11 protein-coding genes are annotated in these 13,866 nt (G+C 41.5%); 10 read left to right on the plus strand and 1 reads right to left on the minus strand.

Annotated features, from left to right (window positions below):
- Window positions 1-21 precede the first annotated feature (21 nt).
- Window positions 22-681, minus strand: coding sequence for a TetR/AcrR family transcriptional regulator (locus I4V44_RS01605; protein WP_022381012.1), 660 nt, complete (start codon window positions 679-681; stop codon window positions 22-24).
- Between the two features lie 337 nt (window positions 682-1,018).
- On the opposite strand from I4V44_RS01605, the gene I4V44_RS01610 reads away from it, so the two are divergent.
- The 10 genes from I4V44_RS01610 (at window position 1,019) to I4V44_RS01655 (ending at window position 13,618) form a co-directional block, all read left to right on the plus strand.
- Complete coding sequence (locus I4V44_RS01610) at window positions 1,019-3,109, plus strand: efflux RND transporter permease subunit (RefSeq protein WP_196002215.1); 2,091 nt, start codon at window positions 1,019-1,021, stop codon at window positions 3,107-3,109.
- Between the two features lie 58 nt (window positions 3,110-3,167).
- Window positions 3,168-6,182: a hypothetical protein gene (locus tag I4V44_RS01615; RefSeq protein ID WP_196002216.1), complete on the plus strand. Its 3,015-nt coding sequence runs from the start codon at window positions 3,168-3,170 to the stop codon at window positions 6,180-6,182.
- A 328-nt stretch (window positions 6,183-6,510) separates the two neighbouring features.
- Window positions 6,511-7,707: an FtsW/RodA/SpoVE family cell cycle protein gene (locus I4V44_RS01620; RefSeq protein ID WP_008704125.1), complete on the plus strand. Its 1,197-nt coding sequence runs from the start codon at window positions 6,511-6,513 to the stop codon at window positions 7,705-7,707.
- Between the two features lie 248 nt (window positions 7,708-7,955).
- A complete protein-coding gene (acpP, locus tag I4V44_RS01625) occupies window positions 7,956-8,189 on the plus strand; it encodes an acyl carrier protein (RefSeq protein WP_008704123.1) in 234 nt (77 codons plus the stop codon).
- A 166-nt stretch (window positions 8,190-8,355) separates the two neighbouring features.
- Window positions 8,356-9,276, plus strand: coding sequence for an ACP S-malonyltransferase (gene fabD, locus I4V44_RS01630; protein WP_022381155.1), 921 nt, complete (start codon window positions 8,356-8,358; stop codon window positions 9,274-9,276).
- Between the two features lies 1 nt (window position 9,277).
- Window positions 9,278-10,018, plus strand: coding sequence for a 3-oxoacyl-[acyl-carrier-protein] reductase (fabG, locus tag I4V44_RS01635; protein ID WP_118408920.1), 741 nt, complete (start codon window positions 9,278-9,280; stop codon window positions 10,016-10,018).
- A gap of 14 nt (window positions 10,019-10,032) precedes the next feature.
- Complete coding sequence (gene fabF, locus I4V44_RS01640) at window positions 10,033-11,268, plus strand: beta-ketoacyl-ACP synthase II (RefSeq protein WP_026649079.1); 1,236 nt, start codon at window positions 10,033-10,035, stop codon at window positions 11,266-11,268.
- An 87-nt stretch (window positions 11,269-11,355) separates the two neighbouring features.
- A complete protein-coding gene (accB, locus tag I4V44_RS01645; RefSeq protein WP_022381152.1) occupies window positions 11,356-11,817 on the plus strand; it encodes an acetyl-CoA carboxylase biotin carboxyl carrier protein in 462 nt (153 codons plus the stop codon).
- A gap of 19 nt (window positions 11,818-11,836) precedes the next feature.
- A complete protein-coding gene (gene fabZ / locus I4V44_RS01650; RefSeq protein WP_055052490.1) occupies window positions 11,837-12,268 on the plus strand; it encodes a 3-hydroxyacyl-ACP dehydratase FabZ in 432 nt (143 codons plus the stop codon).
- A gap of 3 nt (window positions 12,269-12,271) precedes the next feature.
- Window positions 12,272-13,618: an acetyl-CoA carboxylase biotin carboxylase subunit gene (locus I4V44_RS01655; protein ID WP_118408916.1), complete on the plus strand. Its 1,347-nt coding sequence runs from the start codon at window positions 12,272-12,274 to the stop codon at window positions 13,616-13,618.
- Window positions 13,619-13,866 lie beyond the last annotated feature (248 nt).

The following is a 13,866-nucleotide window of genomic DNA, read 5'->3' on the forward strand; positions in this document are numbered from 1 at the left end:
TTATGAGGGTTGCCATAGTGATTATGCTGTATGGTCCACATGTGTTTTAGTGTCGGAAGACAAAACTTCACATGTAGTATGATCCTGTGAAAAAGTTTCCATAATTCCTGAAATAGTCCTGTGCAGATAAGGACGGTACTCAGCCAGAGATACAGGCTGCTGATACAGAATGCAGCTGTAGCAGGTGGAACCTACCAGCTCAATGATCGTAAAGAGCATCAGTTCCGGATTTTTATAATGTAGTCCGCTTTGAGCAAGCATATCCAGATAGGACTGATAAAAATTATATTCGTCGTCAGGCATTTTTTCCTCAAAAGCACCCTTGAAGACACCCCAGGCAAGATTCTTTGAAATAAACAGCAGGAGAGTACGGTCTTTATTCAACTCAGTAAGAATGTAATCTATAATAAAATGTACCTGCCTGTCAAATTCGCTGATATGTGCATTCTGCACAGCCTCATGGGCCCGGAAAAATAATTCTCCGGTCTTGTGGGAAACCAGTTTATTCCGGATATCATATTTATCCTTAAAATAGAGGTAAAAAGTCCCCTTGGCAACCCCGGCCTGATCTACAATATCTGAAATTGTAGTTTTGGTAAGTCCCTTTGTCGTAAAAAGTTCAAAGGCAGTGTTGAAAAGAGCATCTTTTTTCTTCTTTTTATTCAGCTCCAGTTTTCCCATTTCAGATTCATTCCTTCCTCTATTGTATACATAACATTTTAACCGAATCAGGTAAGTCCCGCTGCGGAGTTTGCGAAAAGCAATAAGCGTCTTACTGTTCACAGCAACATAAGCTTACTTTGTAATTATATTGTGATCATATATAATTACTATTTTAAACAAAAATGACTGAAAGTCAATATTACATTTTTGTTCTGGAAAAATTTAGACAAATTGTGAAGAATGATTATTGACTGAAAGTCATTTTTGTTATATAACATTCCATGAAATAAAAAATGACTGTTGGTCATAGAATGATCAAACAGTATCAATAATAAAGAAAGAAGAGGAGAAAAAGATGATTAAGGTAGGAAAGTGGATTGCAAAACACAAGATACTGATCATTATCATCGGAATTACATTGCTGATTCCTTCATATCTCGGTATGGCGGCGACCAGAATCAACTACGATGTACTGAGTTATCTGCCGGATACCCTTGAGACAGTTGATGGACAGGACATTATGGTAGATCAGTTTGGGATGGGAGCCTTTTCCATGATAGTGGTGGAGGATATGGAACTGAAGGATGTAGCCGCTCTGAAAGAGAAAATCGAAGCAGTTGATCACGTGAAAAAAGTACTGTGGTATGACAGTGTCCTGGATGTTTCCGTTCCTGTAGAAATGCTTCCGAAGGATTTGAGAGAGGCATTTTTTAACGGAGATGCAACTATGATGATCGCGTTGTTTGATAATACAACATCATCAGAAACTTCCATGGAAGCTGTGACGCAGATTCGTAAGATTACTTCAAAGAACTGTTTTGTCAGTGGAATGACAGGCATTGTTACTGATATCAAACAGATCGCACTTAAGGAAATGCCGATTTACGTTGTGATTGCTTCCTGCCTTTCTCTGATAGTGTTGCTCCTTGCAATGGATTCTCTGGTAGTTCCGGTTTTGTTTTTGCTCTGCATTGGTGTTGCAGTCTTGTATAATCTTGGAAGTAATATTTTTCTTGGTCAGATTTCATACATCACTCAGGCACTGACAGCAGTCCTGCAGCTTGGTGTTACCATGGATTATTCCATTTTCCTGCTGAACAGTTATGAGGAGAATAAGAAGCGGTTTGAGGGTGATAAAGAGAGGGCTATGGCACATGCCATCAATGCAACCTTCAAATCTGTAATCGGAAGTTCTATTACAACAGTAGCCGGATTTATCGCACTTTGTTTTATGACCTTCTCACTTGGACGTGATATGGGTATCGTAATGGCCAAGGGAGTTGTTATCGGTGTTCTGTGTTGTGTTACTTTGCTCCCTGCTCTGGTGCTTACTTTTGACGGAGCCATTGAAAAAACAACACATAAGCCGCTGCTTCCAAGCTTTGATAAGGCATCTGCTTTTATTACAAAGCATTATAAAGTATGGCTGATCATTTTCCTGGTAATGCTTTTCCCGGCAATTCATGGAAATAACAATCTGAAGAATTACTACAATATTGACAAGTCACTTCCTTCCACGCTGGACAGTAATGTGGCAAATGCCAAACTTCAGGAAACCTTTGATATGAATAATGTTCATATGGTGTTATTAAAGAAAGGTCTGACATCAAAAGAAAAAACAGAAATGCTTGACCAGATCAAGGATGTTGATGGTGTAAAATGGGCACTTGGAATGGACTCTTTCGTAGGTGCGGCATTCCCGGATACCATGATCCCAAGTAATCTGAAGAAGATGCTGGAAAGCGATGAGTACGAGATGGAATTTATCTGTTCCAAATATAAAACAGCCACAGACGAGGTAAACAATCAGATTGATGAGATCCAGAAGATTGTAAAAGGATACAGTCCGGAATCTATGGTAATCGGAGAAGCACCTCTGACCAAGGATCTTCAGGATGTTACGGATGTGGATTTAAAGACTGTAAATACTATCTCTATCCTGGCAATTTTCATTATTATCATGGTTGTGTTTAAATCCATTTCGCTTCCGTTTATTCTGGTTGCAGTTATTGAGTTTGCGATTTTTGTCAATATGTCCGTTCCTTATTATCAGGGAAAGGAAGTGGTGTTCGTAGCAAGCATTGTTATCGGTTGTATCCAGCTGGGAGCTACTGTTGACTATGCAATCCTTATGACCAGCAGATACCAGAAAGAACGTGGTCTTGGAAAGAGTAAGAAAGAATCCATTGCCATCGCACATAAAACTTCCATGAAGTCAATTGTGATCAGTGGCTGCAGCTTCTTTGCGGCAACTTTTGGAGTTGGTCTTTATACACAGGTAGATATGATCGGAAGTATCACAAACCTGCTTTCACGTGGAGCTGTGATCAGTACACTGGTGGTATTGTTTATACTTCCGGCTATGTTTATGATATTTGATTCTCTCATCTGCCACACATCTATTGGATTTGCCAAGAAGAAACCGGCAAAAGAGAAGAAACAGTGATTCAGGATTTTTAAAAAGAAGCTTATTGTAAAGAGATAGAATAAAGGAGTAAGTTATTATGAACAGAAACAGAAAGAAAGCAGCTGCAGCAACGCTTGCAGCAGGAATGGCTGTAGTTCTCGGAGCAGGTACTGTAATGGCAGCTGCTTCAACAGGTGATAATGGATTGCAGAAAGAAGAAACCGTTTATGTAAATACAACTGCCGGAGGAGAAGTAACGGATGTCACAGTATCTGACTGGCTGAAAAATTCCGGAGACAGTTCCAATTCTGAGGTGAAAGATGCCTCTGATCTTCAGGATATAAAAAACGTAAAAGGTGATGAAACATTTACTCAGAACGGAAATGATCTGACCTGGAGTACTGATGGAAAGGATATTTATTATCAGGGAAAGACAGAGAAAAATCTCCCGGTTTCCGTAGGAATTAAATATTATATGGATGGAACTGAGGTTTCTCCGGAAGCTCTGGCAGGAAAGACAGGACATCTGAAAATGGAAGTGACATATACAAATACTTCTAAAACAACCAAAACAGTGAATGGCAAAAAGACTGATATTTATTCACCCTTTGTTATGGTGACAGGAATGATCCTTTCTACAGATAATTTCTCCAATGTTACAGTAGATAACGGTAAGGTTATTTCTGACGGAAGCAGAAATGTTGTTGTCGGTTTTGGTATGCCAGGAATGAAAGAAAGTCTGGATATGTCTTCTGATATTGCAGATGAAGTGAATATCCCTGAGAAATTTACAGTGGAAGCAGATGTTACAGACTGTGAGATGAGTTCTACATTTACCGTAGCACTTACAGACATTTTCAAAGATATTAATCTGGATGATGTGGATGGACTGGATGAACTGAAGGACTCAATGAAAGATCTGACGGATGCAGCAGTAAAACTGGTAGACGGAACCAAAGATCTTTATGATGGAACCAATAAACTCAATGACAAATATAAAGAATTTTATGATGGAATCGGAACTCTGAAAAGTGGTGTCAGTGATCTGAATGACGGAGCAAAAGAACTGGATGACGGAGCAAAGGAATTAAGCAGCGGAGCACAGACACTGAATACAGGGGCACAGACTTTAAACAGTGGTGTTTCCTCTTATACAGCAGGGGCAGACACACTTTCAGATGGAATCAAACAATATACAGCAGGAGTAGATACACTGGACAGCAAGATGGCTGAATATGAGGCTGGAATGAAATCTCTTTCCGATGGTGTAAATGCATATGTTGCAGGCGGCAATCAGCTTGCAGGCGGTGTGCAGAGTTATGTAACAGGAACAACTACTCTGACAGACGGAATGCAGCAGTATATTGCAGGAGTTAATCAGCTTGCAGGCGGTGTGGGTCAGTATGCTGGTGGTATCAAGAGTTTAGTGGATGGGATTGGTCAGGTTGTTCCGGGAATTGATACTGCTGTAAATGGAATCCAGACTGCTGTAGAAAAAATGACAGCTCTTTCATCTAAAATCGATGCAGATCAGATTGCTAATTTCAGTGACAGCATGACGGCTTATACAACAGGCGTTTCTGATTACACTTCTGCAGTTGGCCAGTATATTGAAAGTGTAGAACAGCTTGCATCAGGACTGAGCCAGCTTGAGAGCTCACTTGAAAACATGGGAGCTTCCACAGCTTCAGAAATAGAAGAAAGTGCAAATGCAATGTCCGGACAGTTAAATGACAGTGCTGAAACCATGAACAGTCAGGCAGATGCAATTGAATCTTGGATCAGTGATTCCGCAGAGGCTTCTGTAGATGCATCTTCTGTAGATGCAGGAGTTGCAGCAGTCAGCAGTCAGCTAGAAGCAGCAGAATCTGCTTTGTATAATATTGATACCAGCAATATGGATGATGAAACAGCAGCTGCTGTAGAAGCTGCGATTGATGGTGCGTTAGGTTCTATTCAGGCAGCTGAGGACAGTGCATCTAATATTGATACATCCACAATTACAGCCTCCGCACCTGATACGTCAGCATTGCAGTCAGCAGCAGACGCTTTAAGGGTATCTGCGTCCAGTGCGGAATCAACAGCAGATGCACAGGAAGAGGCAGTCAACAGCAGTGTTGAACAGATGAAACAGCAATTACAGGCATTAACTCAGGGAATGAAGACAGTGCAGGAAACTGTATCACAGTTAAATGCAGGTGCAAAAGAGCTTACTTCTAATGATGGCACATTAAAAGCAAGTGGAACCCAGCTTGCTCAGTCAGGAACCCAGATTGCTACAGCAGTAAATCAGATGAGTACATTATTTACCGGACTTGGACAGCAGCTTCCGGAAATGCTGCAGGGAATCGATCAGCTGAAAGCAGGCTCTGATCAGCTGACTACTGCAAATAAATCTCTCCAGAGTGGATATGAAAGCCTTGCAAAAGCAAGCACAGAACAGATGATTTCCGGCGCAGATACACTGCTTAGTTCCGGAAAGACACTGACAGATGGAATTGCACAGCTTCAGGGCGAAAATAATGTTAATGCACAGACACTGTTAAAAGGAGCCAAGACTCTTAAGAGCGCAAGAAAGAGCCTGACCAGTGGTATGTCTCAGATCAATTCTGCAACAGGTCAGATTACAAGTGGCGTGGAAACTCTGGCATCTAACAGTGGAACACTGTACAGCGGAGCAGATCAGCTTTCTTCGAACAGTTCTACATTAAACAGCGGAGCATCTCAGCTTGCATCAGGAACCCAGACACTTGTATCCGGAGCACAGACCCTTGCATCAGGAACAGGCAGCCTTGTATCCGGCACTCAGACATTAATGGATGGTGCGGATAAGCTTTCTGATGGCAGTGATCAGCTTAAAGATGGTATCAGCAATCTGAATGACGGAGCAAAAGAACTGAACAAAGGACAGAAGAAATTCTATAAAGAAGGTATTAAGAAACTGGATGATACAGTAAACGGAGATCTTCAGGATATTCTTGACAGATTTGAGGTAATCCAGTCTGACGATGTAATGTACACAACATTCACAGACAGATCCGGCGATATGAACGGAAATGTTAAATTTATTTTCGAATCTGACCCGATTGAAATCAGTGATGATGAGAAATAGATATCATAAACTTATAGCAATCCTCTAAAATAATGCATCTTAATCCAGCCCATCAGAGTGTGAAATCCTGCGTCAGATATCTTTGCCGTGCGTCAGCACGCCTGCAGATATCTTCCTTGTCTTTCGCACTCTGCTGAACTGTCTTAAATGCATTATTTACGAGGATTGCTATAAGACATACAGAATAAGGGAAAGATGAACAGCCAGACTTATCTAAAATGGGGCAGATGCAATCAGGCAACTGCCCCATTGCTTATGAAAAAGCTTTCTGTTATAATAAAAAAGTCAGATGGGAATTTTAGAAAACAAGAAAGCATCAGGTGATTAAATGGAAAATACAAAATCACAAAAAAAGTCGTATTCAACAGCATCTTCCAAGAGCAGGGCGCGTCGAAAAACAAAAACAGATTATTATGATTACAGTCTGGTAGCAGTTATTGTACTGCTGACCTGTTTTGGGCTTATCATGCTGTACAGTACAAGCTCCTATATGGCTCAGATAAATTACGGAAGCGACATGTATTTTTTTAAAAAACAGGCCATCATCAGCGTGGCATGTATTATCATGGCACTGATCATTTCCAGGCTCAATTATCGGATACTGAACCGTTTTAGCACAGCTTTGTATGTAGCGGCACTGGTGTTGATGGCACTGGTAAAAACACCGCTGGGGCAGTCTTCTCATGGTGCCCAGAGATGGCTGAATCTTGGACCGGTTCAGTTCCAGCCGGCAGAGCTTGCCAAGATAGCAGTTATTGTCTGCCTCCCATATATGATCGTGCATATGGGAAAGAAAGTCCATACCTTAAAGGGCTGTATGGTTCTTGCTGTTGTGGGAGGCGGACTGGCACTGGCTGCATATGTATTTACGGACAATCTGAGTACAGCAATTATTATTTTCTGTATTACTGCAGGACTGATTTTTGTGGCTCACCCGGATATTAAGATTTTTATTATTATTGCAGGTGTTGTTATTGCGCTGGCAGTGATCGGAGTCATTTTTCTGAATGCAACAGTGAGTGTTGATGGAAGTGGAAGCTTTCGTCTGAGACGAATCATGGTATGGCTTCATCCGGAAGAATATGCGGACAGTTGGGGGTATCAGACAATTCAGGCATTGTATGCGATTGGCTCGGGAGGATTTTTTGGCAGAGGACTTGGAAACAGTATTCAGAAGCTGGGAAGTGTACCTGAGGCACAGAATGACATGATTTTTTCAATTATCTGTGAAGAACTGGGGATTTTTGGAGGTCTTATCGTGCTGATGCTTTATGCATATCTGTTATACAGGCTGTTTGTTATTGCACAGAATGCACCGGATATGTTTGGCTCACTTATGGTCAGTGGGATTTTTATTCACATAGCATTGCAGGTTATTCTTAATATTGCGGTTGTTGTAAACCTTATGCCGAATACAGGTGTCACTCTTCCGTTTATCAGTTATGGAGGTACGTCGATCGTATTCCTTATGGCAGAGATGGGACTTGCGCTGAGTGTGGCAAGGCAGATTAAATTTGAGGAATAAAAAATGTAATAAAATAGTGCTTGACAAACAGGAGGGAAGAATATATACTTTGAACATCAAAGTAATCAATCCCGATAAAACCAAATCTGAATAAATGAGACGTATTTACTGGTCTGACGGATGATAAGGTTGAAAACAAGAAAAAGCAGAATCATCATCTGCTTAACAAAATAATAAAAAACAAGTGATAACCGGAGCAGGAAAAAGAGAAGCATTCCGGGGCTTGAATTAAAGGAGAAGAGAAAATTATGTTAGAAAAAATGAGTGAAATGATCGCAGAGCAGTTAAATTGTGATGCAGCAGGAATTACTGCTGAAACTTCTTTTAAGGATGATCTTGGCGCAGATTCACTTGACCTGTTTGAGCTGGTTATGGCTCTGGAAGATGAATACAATATTGAGATCCCGGCTGAAGATCTTACAGATTTAACAACAGTCGGAGCTGTTATGGATTATCTGAAAAACAAAGGCGTAGAGGCTTAATCATATAGAAATGACAAATAACTCCTTGGAGCCAGAGATGGCTTCGGGGAGAATTTTTTGACATTATAATTTGAATATCAAAATATTTTAAACTAAAATAATTTGCAATCAGAAACAAATTGTTATCATCTGATATAAACATAAAAATAAAGGAAAGGAAAATGATATGTCTAAAATTGCATTTGTATTTCCGGGACAGGGTGCACAGTATACAGGAATGGCGAAAGATTTTTATGAAAAATATGCTGTAAGCCGCGAAGTATTTGAAAGCGCATCAAAAGCATCCGGACTTGATGTGAAAGCTTTATGCTTTGAAGAGAATGACAGATTAAATATTACAGAATATACACAGATTGCCATGCTGACAGCAGAAATTGCAATCTTAAGAGCTGTAGAGGAAGCCGGAATCAGGTCTCAGGTAAATGCTGGACTGAGCCTTGGAGAATACGGAGCACTGGTGGCCTCCGGTGTTATGAAGGAAGAGGATGCATTTACTGTAGTGCGAAAAAGAGGAATTTTTATGCAGGAGGCATATCCTACAGGTGGTGCAATGTCCGCTGTTCTTGGAACAGATGCAGAGCTGATTGAAAAAATCTGCAATGAGACACAGGGAATTGTATCCATTGCAAATTATAACTGTCCGGGACAGATTGTGATCACAGGCGAGGAGACAGCAGTTGCAGCAGCAGGGGAGGCATTAAAGGCAGCAGGCGCCAGACGTGTGATTCCTCTTAAAGTCAGTGGCCCATTTCACTGTGAGCTTCTCAAAGGCGCAGGGGAAAAACTGGGACAGGAACTTGAGAAGGTAGAAATCCAGTCATTTACAGTACCTTATGTGACAAATGTAACTGCACAGTATGTGACAGGACCGGAGCAGGTAAAGGAATTGCTTGTCAGCCAGGTTTCATCCTCTGTGCGCTGGCAGCAGTGTGTAGAACAGATGATTGATGATGGTGTAGATACGTTTATTGAGATTGGACCGGGAAAAACTCTGACAGGATTTCTCAAAAAGATCAACAGAAATGTAAAAGCATTACATGTTGAGAAAACAGAAGATCTGGATGAAGTGAGAAAGGAGTGTCTGTAAAATGCTGAAAAATAAAATTGCCCTGATTACAGGTGCAGGACGTGGAATCGGACGAGCCATTGCTATTGCTCTTGCAAAGGAAGGTGCAGAGGTGGTTATCAATTACAATGGTTCTGAAGAGAGAGCGAAGGAAGTAAAACAGACCATCGAAGAAAACGGTGGAAAAGCTTCCATATATAAATGCAATGTCAGTGATTTCGCAGCCTGTGAAGCAATGATCAAAGATATAGTTAAAGAATACGGACACCTTGATATTCTGGTTAATAATGCAGGAATTACCAAAGATGGTCTGATTATGAAAATGAAAGAAGAGGATTTTGATTCTGTACTTAATGTAAACCTGAAAGGTACATTCAATACAATCCGTCACAGTGCCCGTCAGATGCTGAAACAGAGATGTGGAAAGATCATCAATATTTCTTCTGTTTCCGGAATCCTCGGAAATGTGGGCCAGGCAAATTATGCTGCATCCAAAGCAGGTGTGATCGGTCTGACAAAAACAATGGCAAGAGAGCTGGGCAGCCGGGGAATTACGGTAAATGCCATTGCACCTGGATTTGTAGAAACAGAGATGACAGGAGTGCTCTCAGAAGAAATCAGGGAAAATGCATGTAAGCAGATTATCCTGGGACGTTTCGGAAAACCGGAGGATATTGCAAATACAGCGGTATTTCTGGCATCAGACAAAGCAGACTATATTACAGGACAGGTCATCAGCGTAGATGGCGGTATGAACGTATAAATAAGGAGAACAAAATGAGAAGAGTTGTAATTACAGGTATGGGAGCAATCACTCCGGTAGGCCTTAGTGTAGAAGAATTCTGGAACAGCGTAAAAGAAGGAAAAACAAACTTTGCAGAAGTAACACGTTTTGATTCTACAAATTACAGAGCGCATATGGCAGCAGAGATCAACAATTTTAATCCAAAGGATTATATGGATTTCAAATCTGCAAAACGTATGGAGCTTTTCAGCCAGTATGCGGTAGCAGCAGCAAAAGAAGCTATTGAGCAGTCCGGACTGGATATGACAAAAGAAGATCCCTTCCGTGTAGGCTGTAGCGTGGGAAGCGGTATCGGAAGTATGCAGGTGGTAGAGAAATCCTGCGAAATTCTCAACACAAAGGGACCAGGAAGACTGAATCCTCTAATGATTCCTCTTCTGATCTCCAATATGGCATCCGGAAATGTTTCCATTCAGTTTGGACTCCGCGGAAAGAACATTAATGTTGTAACTGCCTGTGCAACAGGAACCCACAGCATTGGAGAAGCATACCGTACTATTCAGTGCTCTGATGCAGATGTTATGGTTGCAGGTGGAACGGAAGCAGCTATCACACCAACAGGCTTTGGTGGTTTTGCGGCACTGACAGCATTGACCTCATCCACAGATCCTGAGAGATGTTCCATCCCTTTTGACAAAGAAAGAAGCGGTTTTGTAATGGGTGAGGGTGCCGGCGTGGTAGTTCTGGAAGAACTGGAGCATGCCAAAGCACGTGGAGCGAAAATCCTTGGCGAGGTTGTCGGATATGGTGCAACAGGAGATGCTTATCACATTACATCCCCTGCAGAGGACGGTTCCGGTGCTGCCAAAGCTATGGAATGGGCTGTAAAAGAAGCAGGAATTTCCACAGATGATGTATGGTATGTAAATGCACATGGTACAAGCACACATCATAATGACTTATTTGAAACAATTGCCATTAAGAAAACATTTGGTGAACACGCAAAAGAAATGAAAATAAATTCTACAAAATCTATTACAGGACATCTTCTGGGAGCTGCCGGTGCAGTGGAAGTGATCACCTGTGTAAAAGAACTTCAGGAAGGCCTGATCCATCAGACTGTTGGTTATAAGGTGCCGGATGAACAGTGTGACCTGGATTATGTAGGAAACGGTAATGTAAAGATGGATATCAAATATGCACTTACCAATTCTCTTGGCTTTGGCGGACATAACGCATCCTTACTTATTAAAAAGTACGAAGACTGATCACGCAGATAATAAATGGTATGGTGATTTTGAAAACAATATACGACAGTGATCTTATAATATAGCTATTTCAGCAGGAGGAAATAAATGGAACTGGCAAATATATTAGAACTGATCCACGCAGTCAGCGATTCAGATCTCACAGAATTTAACCTGCAGGACGATACCTTAAATATTTCCATGTCAAAAGAGAAAACAATTGTACAGCAGATGGCAGTCAATACTGATCCGGCAGATGCTCAGCAGTATCAGCCGGTAGTGCAGCAGGCTGTACATGTAGAATCCGTCAATGCTGTTAACGATGAAGTACAGACAGGAAGTGTGGTAAAATCTCCTCTTGTAGGTACCTATTATGCAGCATCTTCTCCGGAAAATCCCCCCTTTGTAAAAGTAGGAGATAAAGTAAGCAAAGGTCAGGTCCTTGGCATTGTGGAAGCAATGAAGCTGATGAACGAGATTGAATCAGAATTTGATGGTACAGTAAAAGAAATCCTTGTAGAAAACGAGCAGATGGTAGAGTTCGGACAGCCGATGTTTGTGATAGAATAGAAGAAGGAGGTAAAAAACTATGAAACTTACAACAAAAGAAATCATGGAGATCATTCCCCACAGACACCCGTTCCTCCTGATTGATACTATTGAAGAACTGGTGCCGGGTGTGAAGGCAACAGGAAAGAAATGTGTTACCTATAATGAGCCGCATTTCGCAGGACACTTTCCACAGGAACCGGTTATGCCAGGAGTTCTGATCATTGAAGCGCTTGCGCAGACAGGTGCAGTTGCAATTCTGAGTAAACCGGAAAATAAAGGAAAGATCGCATATTTTGCATCGATCAACAATGCAAAATTCAAGAACAAGGTAGTTCCCGGAGATACCCTTACTCTCGAAGTAGAGATCATTAAGGAAAAAGGTCCCATGGGAGTGGGAAAAGCAAAAGCAACAAACCAGGACGGTAAGGTAGCAGTGATCGCAGAGCTGACTTTTGCAGTAGGAGCATAACAGATGTTTAATAAAATTTTGATCGCCAATCGTGGTGAGATTGCAGTGAGGATCATCCGGGCATGTCGTGAGATGGGAATCCGCACAGTAGCTGTATACTCAGAAGCAGACAGAGATGCCCTGCATACCCAGCTTGCAGATGAAGCAGTATGCATCGGAAAGGCACAGTCATCAGACAGCTATCTGAACATGGAGCGAATCTTAAGTGCTACCATTGCCACAAAAGCAGAAGCAATCCATCCGGGATTCGGATTTCTCTCAGAGAACAGCCGTTTTGTGGAAATGTGTGAGAAATGTAATGTGGCATTTATAGGTCCTTCCGCAGAAGTAATTTCCAGAATGGGAAATAAATCTGAGGCGAAAAACACAATGCGGAAAGCTAAAGTCCCGGTAGTTCCCGGCACAAAGGAACCGGTCTACACAGTAGAGCAGGCTTTGGAAGCTGTAAAGGAAATCGGTTTTCCGGTCATGATTAAAGCATCAGCAGGCGGCGGTGGAAAAGGAATGCGTGTAGCCGGAAATGAACAGGAATTTGCCAAATTGTTTGAGACAGCACAGCAGGAGTCGGTCCATTCCTTCTCCGATAATACCATGTATCTGGAACGGTTTGTGGAGAATCCCAGACATGTTGAAGTGCAGATTCTTGCGGATAAATACGGAAATGTAGTTCATCTGGGAGAACGAGACTGCTCTGTTCAGAGACGTCACCAGAAAATGATCGAAGAGTCTCCATGTATCGCAATCTCTGATGATCTGAGAAAGAAAATGGGTGAGACAGCAGTACGGGCAGCAAAGGCAGCAGGCTATGAAAGTGCAGGAACCATAGAATTTCTTCTGGATCAGTCCGGAGAATTTTATTTCATGGAAATGAACACCAGAATCCAGGTAGAACATCCGGTAACAGAATTTGTGTCTGGTGTAGATCTGATCAAAGAGCAGATCTGCATTGCGGCAGGTGAACCGTTAAGCGTTCAGCAGAAAGACATAGAAATCCGCGGTCATGCCATGGAATGCAGAATCAATGCCGAGGATCCTGAGAGACATTTCATGCCATGCCCTGGTAAGATCACTGACTTACATCTTCCCGGTGGAAACGGAATCCGCGTGGATACAGCAGTTTATAATGACTACGCAATCCCGCCCTACTATGATTCTATGATTGCCAAGATCATTGTTTATGACAAAGACCGCCGCAGTGCCATTCGAAAGATGATCAGTGCACTTGGAGAAGTTGCCATCGAAGGAGTAAAAACTAACGTGGATTTTCTGTATGAGCTTCTTAATCAACCGGATTTTCAGGATGGAAACATTACAACTGATTTCATTCCACAGCATTATCCGGAGTTGTAAAAGGAAATCTGGTGTAAATATACTTTATAGTTCAGTAGAAATTACAGATTTATTAAAAGGTAACTGATAAGCGAATCGATAAAATAATTTTTGATAGAATTAGTTTGATTAATAGTATAGCGAAAATTAAGTTTCTGCTATATTGATGCAGATGAAAAATCAGACAAGTCAATATAGCAGTTACTTAATATTCGCTGTAATAGTTATTAACGTTGTTTTGTTGTCTGAAAGCAACATCAAATTGGGTT

Origin of the sequence: Blautia sp. 1001283B150304_161114_C9, from assembly GCF_015668165.1 — a bacterium.
Lineage (GTDB): Bacteria > Bacillota > Clostridia > Lachnospirales > Lachnospiraceae > Blautia_A > Blautia_A wexlerae.

Bases quoted from the DNA above. Each gene is read 5' to 3' on its own strand.
- I4V44_RS01655 (WP_118408916.1), top strand. From the start codon at position 12,272: ATGTTTAATAAAATTTTGATCGCCAATCGTGGTGAGATTGCAGTGAGG.
- I4V44_RS01620 (WP_008704125.1), top strand. From the start codon at position 6,511: ATGGAAAATACAAAATCACAAAAAAAGTCGTATTCAACAGCATCTTCC.
- fabG (WP_118408920.1), top strand. From the start codon at position 9,278: ATGCTGAAAAATAAAATTGCCCTGATTACAGGTGCAGGACGTGGAATC.
- fabD (WP_022381155.1), top strand. From the start codon at position 8,356: ATGTCTAAAATTGCATTTGTATTTCCGGGACAGGGTGCACAGTATACA.
- accB (WP_022381152.1), top strand. From the start codon at position 11,356: ATGGAACTGGCAAATATATTAGAACTGATCCACGCAGTCAGCGATTCA.
- I4V44_RS01610 (WP_196002215.1), top strand. From the start codon at position 1,019: ATGATTAAGGTAGGAAAGTGGATTGCAAAACACAAGATACTGATCATT.
- fabF (WP_026649079.1), top strand. From the start codon at position 10,033: ATGAGAAGAGTTGTAATTACAGGTATGGGAGCAATCACTCCGGTAGGC.
- fabZ (WP_055052490.1), top strand. From the start codon at position 11,837: ATGAAACTTACAACAAAAGAAATCATGGAGATCATTCCCCACAGACAC.
- I4V44_RS01615 (WP_196002216.1), top strand. From the start codon at position 3,168: ATGAACAGAAACAGAAAGAAAGCAGCTGCAGCAACGCTTGCAGCAGGA.
- acpP (WP_008704123.1), top strand. From the start codon at position 7,956: ATGTTAGAAAAAATGAGTGAAATGATCGCAGAGCAGTTAAATTGTGAT.
- I4V44_RS01605 (WP_022381012.1), bottom strand. From the start codon at position 681: ATGGGAAAACTGGAGCTGAATAAAAAGAAGAAAAAAGATGCTCTTTTC.